17 protein-coding genes are annotated in these 19,844 nt (G+C 56.0%); 10 read left to right on the top strand and 7 right to left on the bottom strand.

Translation table 11 applies throughout. The features are described 5' to 3' along the window. The first annotated feature begins 306 nt into the window (after positions 1–306). Complete coding sequence (locus AAIE04_RS02540) at positions 307–1,335, top strand: methyltransferase (protein ID WP_498576431.1); 1,029 nt, start codon at positions 307–309, stop codon at positions 1,333–1,335. Here AAIE04_RS02540 and AAIE04_RS02535 read toward each other — a convergent pair. The 3 genes from AAIE04_RS02535 to AAIE04_RS02525 all read right to left on the bottom strand — a co-directional run bounded on the left by AAIE04_RS02535 (position 1,332) and on the right by AAIE04_RS02525 (position 5,658). Next, positions 1,332–2,255 carry a DUF7916 family protein gene (locus AAIE04_RS02535; RefSeq protein WP_498576430.1) on the bottom strand — a complete coding sequence of 308 codons (924 nt, stop codon included), beginning with the start codon at positions 2,253–2,255 and terminating at the stop codon, positions 1,332–1,334. The two genes, AAIE04_RS02540 and AAIE04_RS02535, sit on opposite strands and share 4 nt — an antisense overlap. Before the next feature lie 72 nt (positions 2,256–2,327). Beyond that, positions 2,328–4,625: a beta-glucosidase BglX gene (gene bglX / locus AAIE04_RS02530; RefSeq protein WP_154746737.1), complete on the bottom strand. Its 2,298-nt coding sequence runs from the start codon at positions 4,623–4,625 to the stop codon at positions 2,328–2,330. 112 nt (positions 4,626–4,737) lie between these two features. Next, the gene (locus AAIE04_RS02525) at positions 4,738–5,658 is read right to left on the bottom strand and encodes a LysR substrate-binding domain-containing protein (RefSeq protein ID WP_498576429.1); all 921 of its coding nucleotides are present in this window, start codon (positions 5,656–5,658) and stop codon (positions 4,738–4,740) included. A 118-nt stretch (positions 5,659–5,776) separates the two neighbouring features. Here AAIE04_RS02525 and AAIE04_RS02520 point away from each other — a divergent pair, with 118 nt between their 5' ends. After that, a complete protein-coding gene (locus AAIE04_RS02520) occupies positions 5,777–6,931 on the top strand; it encodes a pyridoxal phosphate-dependent aminotransferase (RefSeq protein WP_063918962.1) in 1,155 nt (384 codons plus the stop codon). 34 nt (positions 6,932–6,965) lie between these two features. Then, on the top strand, positions 6,966–7,745 hold the full coding sequence (locus AAIE04_RS02515; RefSeq protein WP_019453935.1) for an ABC transporter substrate-binding protein: 780 nt from the start codon (positions 6,966–6,968) through the stop codon (positions 7,743–7,745). A 33-nt stretch (positions 7,746–7,778) separates the two neighbouring features. Here AAIE04_RS02515 and ddlA read toward each other — a convergent pair whose 3' ends face one another. After that, positions 7,779–8,882, bottom strand: coding sequence for a D-alanine--D-alanine ligase (gene ddlA, locus AAIE04_RS02510; RefSeq protein WP_498576428.1), 1,104 nt, complete (start codon positions 8,880–8,882; stop codon positions 7,779–7,781). A 168-nt stretch (positions 8,883–9,050) separates the two neighbouring features. Here ddlA and AAIE04_RS02505 point away from each other — a divergent pair, with 168 nt between their 5' ends. Together AAIE04_RS02505 and map are read left to right on the top strand one after the other, a co-directional pair. Then, the gene (locus AAIE04_RS02505; protein ID WP_006324220.1) at positions 9,051–9,254 is read left to right on the top strand and encodes a ParD-like family protein; all 204 of its coding nucleotides are present in this window, start codon (positions 9,051–9,053) and stop codon (positions 9,252–9,254) included. Next, entirely contained in the window at positions 9,251–10,045 is a 795-nt protein-coding gene (map, locus tag AAIE04_RS02500; protein ID WP_498576427.1) for a type I methionyl aminopeptidase, read from the top strand. Before AAIE04_RS02505 ends, map begins: the two co-directional genes overlap by 4 nt. A gap of 119 nt (positions 10,046–10,164) precedes the next feature. Here the strand turns inward: map and AAIE04_RS02495 are convergent, their stop codons facing one another. Beyond that, on the bottom strand, positions 10,165–11,331 hold the full coding sequence (locus tag AAIE04_RS02495) for an MdtL family multidrug efflux MFS transporter (RefSeq protein WP_154746736.1): 1,167 nt from the start codon (positions 11,329–11,331) through the stop codon (positions 10,165–10,167). 661 nt (positions 11,332–11,992) lie between these two features. Here AAIE04_RS02495 and AAIE04_RS02490 point away from each other — a divergent pair. The 5 genes from AAIE04_RS02490 to dld all read left to right on the top strand — a co-directional run bounded on the left by AAIE04_RS02490 (position 11,993) and on the right by dld (position 17,809). Then, positions 11,993–13,033: a TauD/TfdA family dioxygenase gene (locus AAIE04_RS02490; protein ID WP_498576426.1), complete on the top strand. Its 1,041-nt coding sequence runs from the start codon at positions 11,993–11,995 to the stop codon at positions 13,031–13,033. A 19-nt stretch (positions 13,034–13,052) separates the two neighbouring features. After that, on the top strand, positions 13,053–14,276 hold the full coding sequence (locus tag AAIE04_RS02485) for an aminotransferase class III-fold pyridoxal phosphate-dependent enzyme (RefSeq protein WP_154746734.1): 1,224 nt from the start codon (positions 13,053–13,055) through the stop codon (positions 14,274–14,276). 113 nt (positions 14,277–14,389) lie between these two features. Then, the gene (locus AAIE04_RS02480) at positions 14,390–14,932 is read left to right on the top strand and encodes an NUDIX hydrolase (protein WP_498576425.1); all 543 of its coding nucleotides are present in this window, start codon (positions 14,390–14,392) and stop codon (positions 14,930–14,932) included. A gap of 122 nt (positions 14,933–15,054) precedes the next feature. After that, positions 15,055–15,876, top strand: a complete 822-nt coding sequence (locus tag AAIE04_RS02475; RefSeq protein ID WP_498576424.1) for an inositol monophosphatase family protein — start codon at positions 15,055–15,057, stop codon at positions 15,874–15,876. Positions 15,877–16,102: 226 nt separating this feature from the next. Beyond that, positions 16,103–17,809, top strand: a complete 1,707-nt coding sequence (gene dld, locus AAIE04_RS02470) for a D-lactate dehydrogenase (protein WP_498576423.1) — start codon at positions 16,103–16,105, stop codon at positions 17,807–17,809. A gap of 73 nt (positions 17,810–17,882) precedes the next feature. Here dld and AAIE04_RS02465 read toward each other — a convergent pair whose 3' ends face one another. Together AAIE04_RS02465 and AAIE04_RS02460 are read right to left on the bottom strand one after the other, a co-directional pair. Beyond that, positions 17,883–18,890 (bottom strand): FecCD family ABC transporter permease, encoded by a 1,008-nt coding sequence (locus AAIE04_RS02465; protein WP_498576422.1) that lies wholly within the window; start codon positions 18,888–18,890, stop codon positions 17,883–17,885. Further along, complete coding sequence (locus AAIE04_RS02460; protein ID WP_498576421.1) at positions 18,887–19,843, bottom strand: ABC transporter substrate-binding protein; 957 nt, start codon at positions 19,841–19,843, stop codon at positions 18,887–18,889. The genes AAIE04_RS02465 and AAIE04_RS02460 overlap by 4 nt, the downstream gene beginning before the upstream one ends. Position 19,844: the final 1 nt, after the last annotated feature.

Raw genomic sequence — 19,844 nt, 5'->3', positions numbered from 1 at the left:
TATTCACAAAAAGAATGTGAATACCGGTACGGTATAACGACGGTCTAGATTAACACAACCCTAACGCGTTAATAACTGTGATTAAGTTAACCTCTGATAAAATAAAAACGCATGATTGGGTAATAATCCCCGGCTCTGCGCTATTTCTCTCTCGTCAGGCATTATCGTTAAAAATACGAATAATAAATAATTTCATGAAGAGATTATTTTCAACGAAAGCGTTCGTCTCCGCGCCGCGCTTTGCGAAAACCACTGGCATGGCATAGCCTGTTAGAACGCCCCATGGCACAGTGAGAGAGGGCTCACATGCAACAGGCCATCCTACCGCCGCAATGCGACAACCAGAGCATTCTCGATATCACGATGAATTTATATCTTTATCCGGCGGTGCTTATCGCGCATCGCCTGGGTATATTTGAGTTTATCGCTGAATATCCCCGCACGTTAACAGACATTTGTTTCACAGCGCATCTGGAGAGACGACCGGCTGAAGCCTTGATGACGGCGTTGCAATCTTTAAAATTAATTATCCCCATCGGCGGAAAATTGACTCTCGCACCCGAAACCGAAAGCTTTCTGCTAAAAAAGAGCCCTCATTACTTTGGTTACTATTGGGATTTACTGTATGAAAACAGTGAAACCTTCTCGTTAAAAAATATGGAGTGCGCCATTCGGAAAAACACCTCACAGGCCTATGGCGAACCAGAAGTCTTCGCCACGCACGAGTTCGATGCGGAAAAAGCGCGCCAATTCACGCGCGCCATGCACAGCCTGAGCATCGGTTCCGCTTGCGTTTGGCCGACGCGGCTTCCTTTGGCAGCGCATCGCGTGGCGTTGGATATCGGCGGCGCTTCCGGCGCACACGCCATCGGCCTGGTAATTCATTGGCCCGAGCTGATGGGTATCGTGTTCGACCTGCAGGAAATAGGCCCACTGGCGGACGACTACGCCCGGCAATACGGTTTAAGCTCGCGTATCACCAGCTGCTGCGGCGACATGTGGCAAGATCCTTATCCCGCCGCCGATCTGCATGTGTATTCCAATGTTTTCCACGACTGGAGGCCGGATAAAAACCGTTTTCTGGCGCAGAAAAGCTACGACGCGCTGCCCGTCGGCGGGAGAATAGTGATACACGAGGCGCTATTCGACGACGACGGCGGCCCGCCAACTCTCGCCGGTTACAATCTTCTGATGCTCAGTTGGACGACGCAGGGCCGCCAATACTCCGGCAGGGAAATCAGCGACCTGCTGCGCGACGTCGGCTTCACTACGCCGCAGGTGATACCGTCGCTCGGCTACTACAGCATCGTAACGGCGCAAAAACCCCAGGCTTAGCGGTTCACCGAGCGCGCCATGCGGCTGTAGGTGTGGCGCACGCCGCGGATCGCCACGCTGTAGGCGAAGATGTTTTCCGGCAGCGCCAGCCCCAGATAGCCGGTATCGCCGATATGGTGCAGATCCGCCCCGGCCATTTTGCTCATCAGCGCGATCTGCCGCACGGTCTGCACGTCGGCGCCCTCTTGTGAGGTGCCGATCGCCGTCATCGCCAGCGCGCCCTGCCGCTGGGCAAAAGCGATCAACGCCGCGACTTTCTCCTGCGACATGCCGGGAATGGTGCCCGGCGCCGGCAACAACACGATGTCCGCGCCGTTCTCCACGAACAGCGCGATATCCTGCTCGCCGATCAGCTGGCTGCCGCTTTCGCGCACGATGCCGGCGCCGTGCATCTTGCCGGTCACCAGCACCATCTCGTCGCCCACTTCGTCGCGGATCGCTTTCAGCGCGGCGGCGATCGCCTGATTGCTGACGCCGTTGTTCGGGTTGCCGGTCAGCACCACCATGCGCGCGCCGAGCTGATACAGCTTGCGCGCATTCTCGGCGGTGGCGGCGCGGCCCACCGTCATCTGCCAGAAATCGTTATGTTCGGTGGCGAAGGCCGGATCGACGGCCTCCAGATTCACCCCGATAACCCGCCCGGTCAGCCGCTGCAGCGTGCGCAGCGCCTCCTGCGGCGGCACGTCGGCGGGCAGGCCCGCGATGTGTGGCTGATCGACGTCGAACAGGTTCAACAGCAGCAGGTCGGCGCCCTGGCTGGCCGCCAGTTCGGCGTTGGTGACGTTATTGAGCAGCGGCTGAGTGACCGCAATGGTTTCGCTGACCAGAATGCGTCCTTCACTGGCGCGGATGGCATAGAGCAGATCGGCTTTGCCGATATCGGCCAGATCGCTGGCGCTGCAGTCCAGATAACGTTTCATGAGACAGGCTCCGATGACGTTGGCGGGAATGGATGGTGCCCCTCTCCCACCGCAGTGAAAGAGGGGGAAGACTTACTTCAGCGTAAAGCTTTGCGCCTGCACGTTGTCGGAATCCAGGCCAACGAACACGTTGAATTTACCCGGCTCCGCCTCCCACTTCAGGCTGGCGTTGTAGAACTTCAGGTCTTCTTCGCTAATCGGCAGCTCAACCTGTTGCGACTGACCGGCCTTCAGCGTCACTTTCTTGAAGTTGCGCAGCTCCTTCACCGGCCGGCTGACCGAGGCGGTCACGTCCTGCAGGTACAGCTGCACCACCGTGGCGCCGTCGTACTTGCCGGTATTCTTCAGCGTGACGCTGGCAGTTAGTTTGCCGTTGCGCGCCATCGTCGGGCTGGACAATTTCAGATCCGACAGGCTGAAGGTGGTGTAGCTCAGGCCGTAACCGAACGGATACAGCGGGCCGTTAGGCGAATCGAAGTAGCGCGAGGTGTACTTACCGGGGTTCTCCTTGCCGAACGGCCGGCCGGTGTTCAGGTGGTTGTAGTACATCGGGATCTGGCCGACCGAGCGCGGGAAGGTCATCGGCAGCTTGCCCGACGGGTTGTAGTCGCCGAACAGCACATCAGCCACCGCGTTGCCGCCTTCGGTACCGCTGTACCAGGTTTCCAGCATGGCGTCCGCCTGCTCGCTCTCCCAACTCAGCGCCAGCGGCCGGCCGTTCATCAGCACCAGCACCAGCGGCTTGCCGGTGGCTTTCAACGCGGCGATCAGATCGCGCTGGCTCTGCGGAATCGTAATGTCGGCGCGGCTGGAGGCCTCATGCGCCATGCCCTGCGATTCGCCCACCACCGCCACCACCACGTCGGCCTTGTTCGCCGCCTGCACCGCTTCGTCGATCATCTGCTGCGGCGAACGGGTGTCGAACGCCACCGCCGGTTCATACTCGTTGAGATAGTCGATGATGCCTTTATCCTGCGTGACGTTGGCGCCCTTGGCGTAAAGAATGCGCGCCTTGTCGCCCACCGCCCGCTCCAGCCCTTCGCGCAGGGTGACCGACTGCTTGACCACCCCGGCAGCCGACCAGCTGCCCATCACGTCGCGCTGGCTGTCGGCCATCGGCCCGACCAGCGCAATGGTCGCCTGCTTGCTCAACGGCAGCGTCTGCTTATCGTTCTTCAGCAGCACCATCGTCTTGCGCGCCACCACCCGCGCTTCGGCGCGGTGCAGGCGGCTTTCGGCGTTGGTGTCCTGCGGATCGGAACCCACCGGCCCCAGATGCACATACGGATCCTTGAACAGCCCCATGTCGTACTTGGTGTTCAGCACGTCGCGGCAGGCGCGATCGATGTCGCTTTCAGGCACCAGCCCGTCTTTCACCAGACCCGGCAGGTATTTGTCGTAAAACTCGTCGCTCATGCTCATATCGACGCCGGAGGTGATCGCCAGGCGCACCGCGTCACGCGCGTCGGCGGCCACGCCGTGTTTAATCAGCTCTTTAATTGCGCCATGGTCGCTGATGGTGATGCCTTTAAAGCCCCACTGGTCGCGCAACAGATCTTTCAGCAGCCACGGGTTAGCGGTGGCCGGCACGCCGTTCACCGAGTTGAGCGACACCATCACCCCGCCGCTGCCGGCATCCACCGCCGCTTTGTAAGGCGGCAGATAGTCCTGATGCATGCGCAGCGGGCTCATGTCGACGGTGTTGTAATCGCGGCCGCCTTCGACGGCGCCGTACAACGCAAAGTGCTTGACGCTGGCCATCACCGAACCGGGCTTGGCCGGATCGCCGTTCTGGAAACCGTCGACCATCACTTTGGCGATTTTCGATACCAGCCAGGTGTCTTCGCCGAAGCCTTCGGAGACCCTGCCCCAGCGCGGATCGCGGGTGATATCGACCATCGGCGCGAAGGTCATGTTGAGGCCGTCGTCGCTGGCCTCCTGCGCCGCCACCCGGGCACTGAGCGCAATGGCCTCCAGATCGAAGCTGGCCGCCAGCCCCAGGCTGATCGGGAACACCGTGCGCTGGCCGTGCACTACGTCATAGGCGAAGAACAGCGGAATTTTCAGGCGGCTGAGCTGCATCGCCTGATCCTGCATCACCCGGATATCCGGCCGGGTGACGGTATTGAAGATGGCGCCGATCTGCCCGTTGCGGATGCCCTCGCGGATCGCTTCTTTCGGGTTATCCGGCCCGACGCTGATCAGCCGCAGCTGGCCGATCTTCTCTTCCAGCGTCATCTGCTTCATCAAATGGGACACGAAGGCGTCGCGCTGCTGGGCGTGAATGCCCTGCGCTATCGGCGTTTCCTGCGCAAAAGCCGGGCTGAGGGCCAGACCGGACAACATACTCACCACACAAAGCCATTTCATCTTGTTTTATCTCAGGCGTGTTTCCGCCGCCAACGCCGCGGAGTTTAATCGGAGTGAAGAAACAGTTTGCCACACTCTGTTTCATCGCCAAGGGAATTCGCATCGGTAATGTTTACAAAGCATTACAGGTTATCGGCAGGTAATTCTGTAACCGGGCGCGGCTGCCGGCGGCCTCAACCGTCAGAAAATCGATAAGCTGTGTCAACGCCGGCGGCGCCACCGTGCGTTCAGGATAGACCAAATAATAGGCCGCGCCGCTGCTGACGCAGAGCGGGAACGGCGTGACGATGCGTTGCGCCTGAATATCCTCCTCCAGCAGGCACAGATCGCCGATGGCGATGCCGAACCCCTGCAGCGCGGCGCTCATCGCCAGATCGAGGGTATCGAAATGCTGAGCCTTGCCGGACGGCAGCGCATCGGCGCCCGCCGCCTTCAGCCAGCGCAGCCAGTCGCGCCGATCGCGCGTCGGGTGCAGCAGGGTTTGGTCCGTCAAATCCGCCAGCCGGGGCGTCGGCGGCAGAAACGTCGGCGTGCAGACCGGCGTGAGAATTTCATCGAACAGCAGGTGCGCGGTCAGCTTTTTACCCGGCGGCCGGCCGAACACCACCGCGGCGTCAAACTGCTCGGTACTGAAATCCAGGCCGTGCGACACCGAGGCGGTCAGCTCGATGTGCATGTCCGGCCGTTCATTCTGCAGGCGAATGATACGCGGCAACACCCAGCGCATGGCGCAGGTCGGGCATTTGATGCGCAGCGCCCCCGGCGCGGCGGCGGCCCGCGTCAGGGCTTCATCCAACTGCCCCAGCGCCTGCTGCACTGGCGCCAGCAGCTGCGCGCCCTGCGGCGTCAGCGCCAGACCGCGCGCCTGGCGGCTGAACAGCGGATAGCCCAGGCGCTGCTCCAGCCCGAGGATTTGCCGGCTGACCGCCCCCTGCGTCAGGTGCAGCTGCCGGGCGGCATGGGTAAAGTTGAGGCGTTGCGCCACCACCACAAAGGTTTTCAACACGTCGAGCGACGGCAGGGATATCGGCATAGCGTGCCTCGATTAGCCATGATCTGAATGCATGGCAAGTATGACAAACTTTCCCTTGTCCGCCTACGCCGGCTGATGCTTAATCGCTCAACACTTCCCTGTTTGCCTGGAGCCCATCATGCAGAGCGCCTGCTCTTCCCGCTCGAAGCTGCCGGACGTCGGCACCACCATTTTCACCGTCATTGGCCAACTCAGCGCCGAACATCAGGCCCTCAATCTGTCGCAGGGCGCGCCCAACTTCGCCGGTGATCCGCAACTGATCGAGGCAACGGCGCAAGCCATGCGCGCAGGTCATAACCAATACGCGCCGATGAGCGGCGTGGCGGCGTTACGTGCTGCCCTGGCGGAAAAAGCTGAACGATTGTACGGCGCGCGCTATGACGCCGACGAAGAAATCACGGTGATCGCCAGCGCCAGCGAAGGGCTGTACTCGGCGATCAGCGCGCTGGTGCACCCCGGCGACGAGGTGATCTATTTCGAACCGGCATTCGACAGCTATGCGCCGATCGTTCGCCTGCAGGGCGCCACGCCGGTGGCGATCAAGCTGTCGCTGCAGGACTTTCGCGTCGACTGGGACGAAGTGGCCGCCGCCATCAACGGCAAAACGCGCATGATCATCGTCAACACGCCGCACAACCCGACCGGCGCGGTGTTTGACGAGCACGACATCGAACGCCTGACCGCCCTGACCCGCGACACCGACATCGTGATCCTGTCCGACGAGGTCTACGAGCACGTGGTGTTCGACGGCGATATTCACCACAGCATGGCGCGCTACCCGCAGCTGGCGGAACGCAGCGTGATCGTGTCGTCGTTCGGTAAAACCTACCACGTCACCGGCTGGCGCGTCGGCTATTGTCTGGCGCCGGCGGCGTTGATGGACGAGATCCGCAAGGTGCACCAGTTCATGGTGTTCTCCGCCGATACGCCGATGCAGCACGCCTTTGCCGCCGCGCTCGCCAACCCACAGAGCTACCTGGGGCTGGCAGCGTTTTACCAACAAAAACGCGATCTGCTGGCCAGCGCCCTGCAGGATTCGCGCTTTGAGCTGCTGCCCAGCCGCGGCAGCTTCTTCATGCTGGCCCGCTTTAGCGGCTTCAGTCACGAAAGCGACAATGATTTCGCCGTGCGCTTGATCCGCGAAGCGAAGGTGGCGACGATCCCGCTGTCGGCGTTCTACAGCGACGGTACCGATACCGGCCTAATCCGGCTGAGTTTTTCCAAAGATAACGAGACCCTGTTGGAAGGCGCGCGCCGCCTGAGCCAGGTGTAATTTTTTGTCCGACCATGGGAAAGGGGCACTGCCTATGAAAGCTCTGAAAACGCTGTTCGCCGCCGGATGCCTGCTGGCCGCCGGCGCTTCGTCGGCGGCGGAAAACAGCCTGCGCTTCGGCGTGGAAGCACTGTATCCGCCGTTCGAATCCAAATCCGCCAGCGGCAAACTGGAAGGATTCGACATTGAACTGGGCGACGCGGTGTGCGCCGCCGCACAGTTGCAATGCAGCTGGGTGGAAACCTCGTTCGACAGCCTGATCCCGGCGCTGCAGGCACGCAAATTCGACGCCATCAACTCGGCGATGAACGTGACCGAACAGCGGCGTCAGGCGATCGCCTTTACCGACGCCATCTATCAGGTGCCGAACCGCCTGATCGCCAAAGCGGGCAGCGGCCTGCTGCCGGACGCCAAAACGCTGGCGGGCAAACACGTGGGCGTGCTGCAAGGATCGATTCAGGAGATCTACGCCAAAACCCATTGGGCGCCGGCGGGTGTGGACGTGGTGTCGTATCAGGATCAGAATCAGGTTTATCTCGATCTGGCGGCCGGTCGGCTCGATGCCACGCTGGTAATGGCACCGTCGGGGCAAAGCGGCTTCCTGTCGCAGCCGGATGGCAAGGGCTTCGCCTTCGTCGGCGCGGCGGTGCACGACGACAAGATCCTCGGTGAAGGCATCGCCTTCGGCCTGCGCAAAGGGGATGAGGCGCTGAAGAAAAAACTGGACGCCGCCATCGCCAAAGTGAAACAGCAAGGCACGGTGGCGGCGCTGTCGAAGAAGTATTTCGGCGATATCGACGTGACGGTGAAGTGATGGACGGGGGCGGCACCGCCGCCCCCAGCGCGTTTAGCGATCGAACACTGAGCTGTTCAGCGCGCGATCCTGCTGATGACGCTCCAGCGCCAATTCGATCAGACGCGTGATCAGCGCCTGATAGCTGACGCCGCTGGCGGCCCACAGCTTGGGATACATGCTGATGTTAGTGAAGCCCGGCAGCGTGTTGATTTCGTTGATTACCACCTGGTTGTCCGGCGTCAGGAACACATCCACCCGCGCCAACCCGAAGCACTCCAGCGCGCGGAACGCCTTCAGCGCCACTTCGCGAATGTGGTCGCTCACTTCCGGCGCGATTGCCGCCGGCACCACCACCTGAGCACCCTGCTCATTGATGTATTTGGTGTCGTAGGAGTAGAAGGCGTCGCTCAGCACGATCTCGCCGCACACGCTGGCCTGCGGGTCGTCGTTGCCCAGCACCGCACACTCGATCTCGCGGCCGACGATCGCCGACTCCACCAGCACCTTGTGATCGAAACTGAAGGCCAACGCCACCGCCGCATTGAACTCGGCGCGGTTTTCCACCTTACTGACCCCGACCGACGAGCCCTGGTTGGCCGGCTTGACGAACAGCGGCAGGCCGAGGCGCTCGCTCAGTTGCTCAAACGTAAACCCGGCGCGGTTGGCGCGCGTCAGGGTGACGAACGGCGCCACCGCCAGCCCGGCGTCGCGCAGCAGGCGTTTGGTCACGTCTTTATCCATACTGACCGCCGAGCCGAGCACCCCGGCGCCGACGAACGGCATATTGGCCATGCGCAGCAGCCCCTGCAGCGAGCCGTCCTCCCCCAGCGTGCCGTGCACGATCGGGAAGATGACGTCTAGCTGGCCCAGCGCGCCGGCGCTGCCCGCTTCGATCAGTTGCTGCTTTTCCTGGCCCGGGATCAGCGCCACGTTCTTGTTCGAGCGGTTCAGCGCGATCAGCGCCGGGTTTTCGGCGTTAAGCAGGTAGTTGGAGGCATCGTTGATGTGCCACTGCCCCTGTTTGTCGATCCCCAGCAGCGTGACATCGAACTTCTCTTTGTCGATTGCATCCACAATGTTTTTGGCCGACTGCAGCGACACCTCATGCTCCGCCGATTTACCGCCAAAAATCACCCCAACACGTAGTTTAGTCACGCCTTAAATCCTTCTGAAAAATCATGGCAAAAAAGTCGTTCATCACAATAAACGCATTGCCTGGCGGCGGCAATCGTTGTTGCCAGAATCTTCTTACGCCACAGAATGCCACATCGCCACCATCCTAAACGTATACACTTCATATATTGTTCACTTAGGGAGACGCCGATGGGCATCGTAAAAATTTCAGACGCGCTGCATGACGATCTGCGCCTCGCCAGCCTGACCATGACGCGTTCGATCAACGCGCAGGCCGAGTACTGGATCAAGATCGGGATGCTGGCGGAGTTCCATCCGGAGCTGACCTACCCGCAACTGGTAAAAAAAATGATGAAAGATAACGCGCTGACGCTGAAGGAGATTGTCGGGTGAAACAGATTGTGATTAAAACGCCGGAAGAGATTGCCAAAATGCGCCATTCCGGCGCTCTGCTGGCTAAAGTGTTCGCTATGCTCGATGAGGTGATTGTCGAAGGCATCTCCACCATGGAGATCAACGACCGCGCCGAGGCGTTTATCGTCGAAGAATTGAAGTCGCGCCCGGCCAGCAAGGGGCAGTATGATTTCCCCTATGTGCTCAACACCTCAGTCGACGACGTGGTATGCCACGGGGTGCCGTCGGCCAGCAAAATCCTGCGTTCCGGCATGATCGTCAACGTGGACATCACGCTGGAAAACGGCGGCTACATCGCCGACTCCAGCAAGATGTACTGCATCGGCCAGGTGACGCCGCTGGCCAAACGGCTGGTGAACAACGTCTATGAGTGGATGTGGCAAGGCATTCGCGCGGTAAAACCGGGCGCTACTCTGGGGGATATCGGCCACGCCATCCAGCGGCACGCCGAACAGGCCGGCTATAGCATCGTACGGGAATATTGCGGCCACGGCATCGGTCGCGACATGCACGAAGAGCCGGCGGTGTTGCACTACGGCCAACCCGGCAGCGGTATGGTGCTGCAGGAAGGCATGGTGTTCACCATCGAGCCGATGATCAACCAGGGCGATCGCCGCATCAAGCAGAAGAAAGACGGTTGGACGGTGGTGACGCGCGACAAAAAATTGTCGGCGCAGTGGGAGCACACCGTGGCGGTCACCGCCGACGGCGTGGAGATCCTGACGCTGCGCGACGAAGAGCGTCAGGCCGGCTATACAGAACGCTACTAAGTCAATAAGCCATTAGCTTATGAACGTAGTACGCCAGCATAGCGAACCCGACTGCACTCACGCCCTTTCTTCTGCCGAGGTTTGTCCAGAAGAAAGGGATACGCCGAACGACGCGGCCTTTACACCTGAAGGCTGCGTTGTTGATTGGGTACAGCGATCAATATGATCGAGTTTGCGATGCTGGAAAACACCAACAGTATAATCAGCATATTTACTGCGCTCACGCCAAGCATTCCCATAATCCAGATGTAGCCTGCAGAAAACGCGATCTGGCAAATCGCCAGTACGGAGCTCGCCAAGCCGGCATTTTGTTTAAACGGCTTAAGCGCCTGGCTCATTAAGACCCCAAACCCCATAGCGAAACTCACGCCAATCATGGCGAATCCAACGAGATTTAAATAGGTGCTCAGGTAGAGCGCCTGCGTAAAGAAAAATACGCAGGCACAGGTTAAAAACAACATCTGAGACAGAAAAAGAACCGTTGTTTGGCCCAACCGAGAAAGCAAGTAAGGCATTAAAAATGAAGTGATCATGCTAAAGCTTGCAAGCACAGCCATCGATATAGAGTATTGCGCGGTAGAAAACCCCATTTGGGTTATTAAAATAATTGGCGAGGTATTCACATAGGTCAAGATCGCTGTGATTGACAGGCAGGTTATGAATAAACGGCTTATAAATAATGATGAGAGCAGACTTTCACCACTGAGGTCTGTTGTTTGATGTGCGTCTTTATTCTTATGGTAGGTTTCATCAAGCCAGACTAAACAGACAAAACATGATATTCCGGCGAAAATGGCCATACCGGTGAAGAGGCTTGGCCATTTGAAATTCATTAACAGTAAATACCCCAGCACAGGGGCGATAACGGGAACAATGCAGGTAATGCCGTTAATCACGGAGAGCACTTTTGAACGCTTATCATCGTCCAGAGCATCCCTCAGAATAGCAAAAGTGACGACATAACAGAAACCGGCACCGACGCCTTGCCAAAACCGAGCAAAAAGAAACTGATCGGCCGTGATAGTCAAGGCTGCGCCATATGAAGCACAGGAAAAAATAAGCGCACCCAATAACGCAATGGGTTTTCGACCAAACCGATCGGAGACTATCCCCGCGATAATCATGGTTGATGCCATACCCGCCAAATAAATTGAAAATGCGGTATGCAGGTCGACGGCAGAAGCATTCAGATCCCTGGCAATATCAGGTAAGCCTACAAGATATAAGTCCACACCCAAAGGATAAATTAAAATTAACATAAGACAGCATGTAAGACATTTACGCATACAGAGTTCCTGACAGTTCCAGAGCATAAAAATATAAATAAAACTAATTAAGAAAGAGTCACTAAACCAGAAAAGCCCAATTAAAGACTACGCATACCTTGTTGTATCACTCCCCTGACAGCGGTGTGTTTTTTATTTTTATGATAAAAATCATAGCTATATGATCACCTGAAGTTTTTTTGATTTGTGCAAGATCCATCGCGGTAGTGAGCATGGTTTTATTTACAAGATAAATCAAGGGCTTTTTAATTACATGCAGGTATTATTGATTTGTAAATTATATCCATCACTATGGTTAAGTATGAATATAAAAAATAACTTTACATTACGTTATGTATTTGTATAATTTTTTCGTGATTTGTAATTAAAAAAATCATTTTATTTACAATTTACCGTGCTCTTAAGCGAGATAGGGATATTGTTATGCCAGGATGGATGATGGCTTTGACTGTGTGAGGGGAATTATCTGCCTCATGGCTTTTACTGCAAACCATCTTTTTTTATTTTCGTCATTGAATATATAACCGGCTATCAATCTCGCATGGCAATTCAAAGTACGCATATTCAATGCAGTACAGTTTTTATAATACAGAATTTATATGGTGTTAAATAATAGTGCATAAATATTTTTATTGTTAAGTCACCTCAAAGGAGATAATGTGTGAGGCATTTATCACGGAATGTCAAATTGTCATCGTTAGGGCTAACGCTTGATTTATCTAATTTTAACCTTAAAGATATAATCACAAAAAGTAAGTTCACGATTTACAATCAAGAAATCAGTCCGTATATAGTAAAAAGCATCGCAGAGGAAAATATTCGCAAGCAGCTAGCCAATGACTACAATGTTTACTCCGAATTGTCATGGTTTTCTGAAAGACAAAAATACGGATATTTATTAATGCGTAATTGTTTTTCGACCGAAGCACTCCCCCCTACCCCATGCAATGATGAAGCACCTGATACAAGTTTATGGATTGAACCCGCGTCAACGTTAATGGCCATGCTAGGTGTTACTGGACACACCGTTTCTTCTTACCTGAATGAAATGCAAGGCCGGTTGGCACATATGGTTATGCCTGCAAAAAACAACGAAAAGTCTTGGGTTCGCTCCACAAAGTCGTTATCTCCACATACTGAGGTCGTCAATGGCCACTGGTCGGAAATGCTGCCTGACGATACCCAAAATCAAATTATTGCTCCTGAGGTGTTTGCACTGGCGTGTTTGAGAAACCCGATTAAAGCGGCAACAACAATTTGGTCATTGGATGACATTCTTAACAATTTAAGTTATGCAACCATAGAACAACTAATGCGCCCTGAATATATCGCCAATAGCCAATCCAGTTTTGACGTTGACTCAAAAATAGAGAATGTCAGTGTTATTGGTGATATCAACGGCAGACTGGTGATTAGATACAGCAATTCTAAACTTGTCGGGATCAACGATGCTGCTAATGAAGCATTGGAAAAACTAAGAAAGCACCTGTCTGATCCTCAATATATCAACAAAGTTGTTTTGCAGCCTGGGGACATCCTCATCATTAACAACAGAATCGCCCTGCATGGGAGAGATAACCTTTCCGGTTCGGCAAATTATGACGGAAATGATCGCTGGTTGATTAGAATGTATGGTTTTTCACATAATTCGTGGAAAAAACTCAAACACCTCCCGGAAAAACAACACGTTGTTTTGGCTTGATTGATAAGGATTAATTAGAATGTTTTCACCATTAGTGGGCAGTGACAGACTTTTAGATGCAAACGGGCACCCTATTCAATTTAGAAAGGGAAAAGGATACCGAATCGAAGATACTCGCGGCAATGAGTATCTGGATTTCGTTTTAGGCATAGGCCCCGTTATATTGGGACACAGCCATCCTGGTTTTAATAAAAAATTGAGTGATGCTCTCTGTTTGGGATTGTCTTTCCCTGGGTTCGGCGAGGTACACAGCCTGCTATCCGACCTGTTTGAAAGTGTCTATGTCGGCTCCAAAGTTATCTCCTTATTTAAAACCAGCTCTGAGGCCGTAACGGCATCGTTCCGCTGCGCAATGATGGAAACCGAGCGTAAAAAGATCCTGAGGTGCGGTTTCTTGGGATGGCATGACGCCCAGCTCTATATGTCGCCGAGCTGGCATGAAGCCTTGGGCAGCGCCAAAAGAAACGATTTACGTTATGTAAAAGGCATGCGCGGTGTCACTGGTGAAGAGGCCGTTTTCAACTGGATTAATGGCGACCTGTCTGAGTTGGATAAACTGCTTCAGGAACATGGAAACGACATTGCCATATTTGCACTGGACGTGTATCAACTGGCGTTCTTCCCCGAAGAGAAGATTAAGTCTGCAATAGAAATGTGCAAGACTTATGGCATAAAAATACTGTTGGATGAAACGAAAACAGCGGGAAGAACCAACCCTGGCGGTTACTTGGCGAACCATCCAGATTTCGATCCTGATTATGTGGTATTAGGTAAGGCGATAGGAAATGGCTTGCCTCTTGCTGTTCTGATCGGGAAACCTGACAGCATTGCCATCTACCGCGAAGCGCGTATTGGTGGAACACACACCAAAGAAATACTTTCCCCCCATGCGGCCCTTGCCGTGGCGGAAATCATGAAAGAGTGCGATGGCTATAATCTGATTTCACAAGCCGGTGGAGCCATCGTGACGACGTTGAATTCCGCCTTTAAAGAAGCCGGAACCGATAATCTATTGATCGCTAAACCACTTTTCAATAACGCCCTTTTTGATCTGGTGTTTAGTCAAGAGCTGGTCAATGACGTTATGTTGAGGGGCCGCTTGAAGAGTGAGCTTATGCGGAATGGTTTGCTGATTATGGAGGGGCACAACTCCTTTGTCAGTCTGGCTCATAGTAACCTGAATCATGACGAGCTATTTTCACTGGCCCATAAAGCGGCAAAAAACTGGCTAGCCGCCATGTAGTTAACGCCTTAGTCGCTAAGCATCGGCTATTTCCCCCTGTTTAAGACATCTATTATGATGCATTTTAATGTTTTATTGGTGACATCATTTTAATTCAAAGTGAGCTTGACGCTATGAAAAATGAAATTTACAGTTTATTGAAAAACTACCAAACCGACTATGAGAAAGAGCAAGAGCACAAGCTGAATATGTTGAGTATTCTGCAAAGCCGAGATGATGTATTATTTGAAACCTCTAAATTTGGGCATTTTACGGCATCCGCCTGGGTATTAAATCATGATAAGACTAAAGTATTGCTGACACTGCATGCAAAGTTAAATCGATGGTTCCAACTGGGTGGGCACATCGAGCGCAGCGATAAAACATTTTTAGACGCCTGCCTAAGAGAGGCGCAGGAAGAAAGCGGTATCCAGAACATAGCGGCTGACGGGGCCTTTGTGATTGATATCGACATACATTCAATACCTGAAAACCCTAAAACCGCAGCCCATCTTCATTATGATATCACCCTGTGTTTGATCGCAGATAAACACGCCGAAACCGCGCTTTCCAAAGAATCGACGAAATTGGAATGGATACCCATTAGTGAAGTCAAATCCATCACCGACGATCCTGCCGTGGTACGCATGGCAGAAAAAACCATGCTGTTATCTTAGCCAATCGGTATATTTTGGGGCGTCAGGCCCCTTTTTCGCCTTTCGTGGTATTTCTCAAGTGCCTTTTCGAGGGCACTTTTACGGGCCGCGTTACCACTAACTAATTGATATGGAATGGAATAGTGAGAAAATTGGAATTCAGCGGTTTATTACAAAAAGTTAAAGAGATCGCCTTGTCCTCCTTCTCAATAATTGAAGGCAAAAAAAATGAAGTGACGTTTTTTGAAAAGAAGGATTTCAGCATTGTCAGTGAGGCCGATATTGAAACTGAGGCGTATATAAGGGAGAGACTACAGGCATTAACCCCTGATATCCCCGTTTATGGCGAGGAGTTAGGCTGTGAGATTGCCAATGACTGTCAGTTATATTGGCTGATAGATCCCATAGACGGCACGACCTGGTATAAGTTAGGCATCCCGGTATATGGCTCTCTCATTGCTTTAGTCAAAGAAGGAGAGCCGGTGATTGGCACCATAGGTTTACCTGCAATCAATACCTTAGTGTATGCCGGTAAAAATGAAGGGTGCTTTATCCATACGGGTGACAATAGTGTCAGGAGATTGTTCACTGATGCGGATCGGGCCGAAGCGATACGGGTAGAACAAGCGACAATAACGGCATCAGGCATCCATGGCACCTCGACATGGCTTGAGAACGGCGACACCCCCTGGAATCTCATTGCTGTGCTAGAAAGTGCGAAACTGTTTAAGTTCTCAGGGGATTGTATCCAGCATGTATCCGTATTCAATGGTTCGTCGGATGCGGCGATTGATACGATAATGAAACCTTGGGACAGTGCGGCCATCATTATTTGTGCCAGAGAAGCCGGCTTCACCGTTATGGATCTCAATGGCAACCAGCAAGGAATATTAACAAGCGGTAATTTGTTAACGGCCAAAAATGCACATTTGGCCAAAGATCTCATTAATCTGTTACAGGCTTGAGCAGCAGGTTCCCCGCAGAACCCCGATTTTGCGCACGCCCTGCGGGGATCCCACCCAGGAACGATATCGCCGCTCTCCTACGCCAAACTAACGTTGCTGATAAGCAATCTGACCGCCGACCAAAAGTAAAAACGCTTCCCCTGAAGCGCCGCCATTGACATATTATTGCCATACGCCACTTCGGCGCCGTAGCTAAAACAGCGGAGATGACAGGGAGACAGGCAGCATGCAGTCAGGCAATCAGGCATTTCTCAACCAGCTTAAAGACCTCGTCGGCGGCCCGCAGCTGTTGACCGGCGATCGCAACACCGAACGGTATCGCAAGGGCTTCCGCTCCGGCGAAGGCCAGGCGCTGGCGGTGGTGTTTCCCACCAGCCTGCTGCAGCTGTGGCGCATTCTGCAGGCCTGCGTGGCCGCCGACAAAATCGTCATCATGCAGGCCGCCAACACCGGCCTGACCGAAGGTTCAACCCCCAGCGGCAACGACTATGATCGCGATATCGTCATCGTCAGCACCCTGCGCCTCGATCATATTCAGGTGCTGGATAACGGTAAGCAGGTGGTTGGTTTTCCCGGCAGCACCCTGCATCACCTCGAAAAATTGCTCAAGCCTTACGGCCGCGAGCCGCATTCGGTTATTGGCTCCTCCTGTATCGGCGCGTCGGTGATCGGCGGCGTGTGCAACAACTCCGGCGGCTCGCTGGTGAAACGCGGCCCGGCCTATACCGAAATGGCGCTGTACGCTCAGCTGGGTGAAGACGGCCAGCTGCGCCTGGTGAACCATCTGGGCATCCGCCTCGGCGACACGCCTGAAGAGATCCTCACCCGGCTGGAAAAAGGTGATTACCGCCCGGAGGACGTCGAATTCGGCGAGCTGCGCGCCTCGGATAACGAGTACGCCAGCCGGGTGCGCGACGTCGACGCCGACACCCCTTCCCGCTTCAACGCCGATAAACGCCGTCTGTACGAGGCCTCCGGCTGCGCCGGCAAGCTGGCGGTGTTCGCGGTGCGGCTCGACACCTTCGAGAAGGAAGGCAAAGAGCAGGTGTTCTATATCGGCACCAACGACACCGCGGTGCTGACCGAACTGCGCCGCCACATGCTGAGCCGGTTCGACAACCTGCCGGTAGCCGGTGAATACATGCACCGCGATATCTTCGACATCGCCGAGGTCTACGGCAAAGACACCTTTATGATGATCGACAAGCTCGGCACCGATCAGATGCCGCGCTTCTTCACCCTGAAAGGCCGCATGGACGCCAGCCTCAACAAGCTGCCGCTGCTGCCGCACAACCTGACCGACCGGCTGATGCAGGGCCTGAGCCATCTGGCGCCGAGCCACCTGCCGAAACGCATGAAGGAATACCGTGAACGTTTCGAACACCATCTGCTGCTGAAGATGGCCGGCCCCGGCGTGGAAGAGGCCCAGCGCTACCTGACCGACTATTTCGCCCAGGCCGAAGGCGCCTTCTTCGCCTGCACGCCTGACGAGGGCAAAAAGGCTTTCCTGCACCGCTTCGCCGCCGCCGGCGCCGCCGTGCGCTACCACGCGGTGCACGCCGACAAGGTGGAGGATATTCTGGCGCTGGACATCGCCCTGCGCCGCAACGACACCGACTGGTTCGAAACGCTGCCGCCGGAAATCGACAGTCAGTTGGTGCATAAGCTGTATTACGGCCACTTTATGTGCCACGTCTTCCACCAGGACTACGTGGTGAAAAAAGGCGTGGACAGCCATGCACTGAAAGAAAAGATGCTCGAGATCCTCAACCGGCGCGGCGCCGAGTACCCGGCGGAGCATAACGTCGGCCACCTGTACCATGCCAAACCGGATCTGCAGGCGTTCTACCGCGCTGCCGATCCGACCAACAGCTTCAACCCCGGCATCGGCAAAACCAGCAAACGCAAAGGTTGGGCCGAAGGCCCCCGCTAAACGGCGTACCCCGGCCTGCCGCCGCACCCGGCGCGGGCCTTCGATAAACAACGTTACCTGCGCAGGGTGGCGCTCACCGCTCTGCACGCAGCAGCAAGGAGACGATGAACGCGCCCCCCAGCCCCGCCGTAATGATGCCGATGGGCAGTTCCTGATTGGGGATCAGGCTGCGGCTGAGCATGTCGCCGCCGGTCAGCAGCATCGCCCCCAGCAGGCCGCACATCGGCACGGACAAACGGTGGCGCACGCCCACCAGGCGCCGGGCCAGATAAGGCACCATCAGCCCGACAAAACCGATCACCCCCGTCAGCGATACGAGGAACGCCGTAGACAGCGCGCAGCACAGAAAGGTCTCGGTGCGCAGGCGCGCCACGTTGACCCCCATCGAGTGGGCGGTTTGCTCGCCCGCCAGCAGCGAGTCCAGCGCCCGCCAACGCAGCGCCGTAAACCCGGCCAGCAGCACGAAACTCGCCAGCGGAATGACCAGGTTATCCCAACGCGCCAGCCCCAATCCGCCGAGCGACCAGAACAACACCGAGCCGGCCGCTCGCTGATCGCCGGAAAACACCAGGTAGCTGGTGAGCGCGCTGAACAAAAACGAGACCGCCAGGCCGCAGACGATGAGCTGATCGGCGCGCCTGACCCGGCTGACGCGAAACAGGATCATCACCGCCATCGCGGACAGAATGCCGCCGACGAAAGCGGACAGCGGCAACGTCAGCGCGCCCAGCGCATCGCCGAAGCGCGTGATGACCAGCACCGCCCCGGCGGAGGCGCCGGAGGAGAGCCCAAACAGAAAAGGATCGGCCAGTTCGTTGCGGGTGGTGGTCTGCAGCAGTGCACCGGTCATCGCCAGCCCGGCGCCGGTCAGCGCCGCCAACAGGGCCCTGGGCACGCGCAACTGCACGACGATGGTGTCCAACATGCCGGAGAGGGGCGCAGATGAAAACCCCAATGCCGCCATCGTTTGCCGCCATGACAGTACGACGCTGCCCAGCTGCAGGCTCCAGATCATTAACCCGCACAATGCCAACGACGCCAACGGCGCGAGCAGCATAAACCGCCCGGTCGGCGAGTTCATTCGCTAGCCGGCGCGTACAGCGCCCGTGCCAGCTTTTCAACCGCGCCGATGTTGGCCAGCCCCGGGGTCAGCTCCGCATACTGCAGTTTCAGATAACGATGATGCTGTACCGCGGGCGTCAATTTCATCAACGGATGAGACTCGAGGAAACGCCGCAGCGCATCGGCGCCTGACCCGGTCTGATAATCCAGCAGAATGATGAAGTCGGGCTCTGCCGCCGCCACCGCCTCCCAGGACGCCGTCGTCCAGCTCGCCGGCAAACCGTCCATCACGTTGCGGCCCCCCGCCGCCTCGATGATCGCCGTCGGCATGGCGTATCTGCCGCTGGTGAAAGGTTTCTCCTCTCCCGAGTCATAGACGAACACCTTGAGCGGCGCCTGCCCCGCCGGCCTGGCGGGAAGCGCAGCTAACCGGCGCTGCCAGCCCTCAACCAACGCGGCGGCCTCTCGCTGCTTGCCGAAAATCTTGCCGAGCTTCAGCTCGTCGTCATACAGCAGGTTCATATCGGCCTTCTGCGGCCGGCCACCGGCCTGTACGCAGCTCTCGCTCAGCACCAGCGTTTTGATGCCGAACGGGGCGAGCTTCTCCGGCGTGACGTCGCCGCCGATCTTCATGCCGTAATTCCAGCCGGCGAAGAAGAAATCCGGCTGCGCCGCCAGCAACGTTTCCAAAGCGGGATATTTCGGTGCCAGTTCGGGAATCGCGCCCATCGCGGCCTTGAAGCCAGGCGTCAGTTTGTACCAACCGGTGATGCCGGTCAGCCCGACGATCCGATCCTGCAGGTGGAGCGCAAAGGCCATCTCAGCCATGTTGATATCGTTGATAACGGCGCGCTGCGGTGCCTGGTTAAAGGTGACCGGCGTACCGCAGCTGTCTACGGTGACGGGAAAACTTTCGGCCGCCGCCGACCTGGCGGTCAACAGCATAAGCAGGATGAATACGCGTGTGTTCATG

This window comes from Serratia sp. Ae19-1, assembly GCF_059801225.1.
This window is presented reverse-complemented; position numbering and strand designations above follow the sequence as displayed.

Coding starts and splice junctions, on each gene's coding strand:
- AAIE04_RS02540 (WP_498576431.1), top strand. CDS start 307: ATGCAACAGGCCATCCTACCGCCGCAATGCGACAACCAGAGCATTCTC.
- AAIE04_RS02535 (WP_498576430.1), bottom strand. CDS start 2,255: ATGAAACGTTATCTGGACTGCAGCGCCAGCGATCTGGCCGATATCGGC.
- bglX (WP_154746737.1), bottom strand. CDS start 4,625: ATGAAATGGCTTTGTGTGGTGAGTATGTTGTCCGGTCTGGCCCTCAGC.
- AAIE04_RS02525 (WP_498576429.1), bottom strand. CDS start 5,658: ATGCCGATATCCCTGCCGTCGCTCGACGTGTTGAAAACCTTTGTGGTG.
- AAIE04_RS02520 (WP_063918962.1), top strand. CDS start 5,777: ATGCAGAGCGCCTGCTCTTCCCGCTCGAAGCTGCCGGACGTCGGCACC.
- AAIE04_RS02515 (WP_019453935.1), top strand. CDS start 6,966: ATGAAAGCTCTGAAAACGCTGTTCGCCGCCGGATGCCTGCTGGCCGCC.
- AAIE04_RS02505 (WP_006324220.1), top strand. CDS start 9,051: ATGGGCATCGTAAAAATTTCAGACGCGCTGCATGACGATCTGCGCCTC.
- AAIE04_RS02495 (WP_154746736.1), bottom strand. CDS start 11,331: ATGCGTAAATGTCTTACATGCTGTCTTATGTTAATTTTAATTTATCCT.
- AAIE04_RS02485 (WP_154746734.1), top strand. CDS start 13,053: ATGTTTTCACCATTAGTGGGCAGTGACAGACTTTTAGATGCAAACGGG.
- AAIE04_RS02480 (WP_498576425.1), top strand. CDS start 14,390: ATGAAAAATGAAATTTACAGTTTATTGAAAAACTACCAAACCGACTAT.
- dld (WP_498576423.1), top strand. CDS start 16,103: ATGCAGTCAGGCAATCAGGCATTTCTCAACCAGCTTAAAGACCTCGTC.
- AAIE04_RS02465 (WP_498576422.1), bottom strand. CDS start 18,890: ATGAACTCGCCGACCGGGCGGTTTATGCTGCTCGCGCCGTTGGCGTCG.
- AAIE04_RS02460 (WP_498576421.1), bottom strand. CDS start 19,843: ATGAACACACGCGTATTCATCCTGCTTATGCTGTTGACCGCCAGGTCG.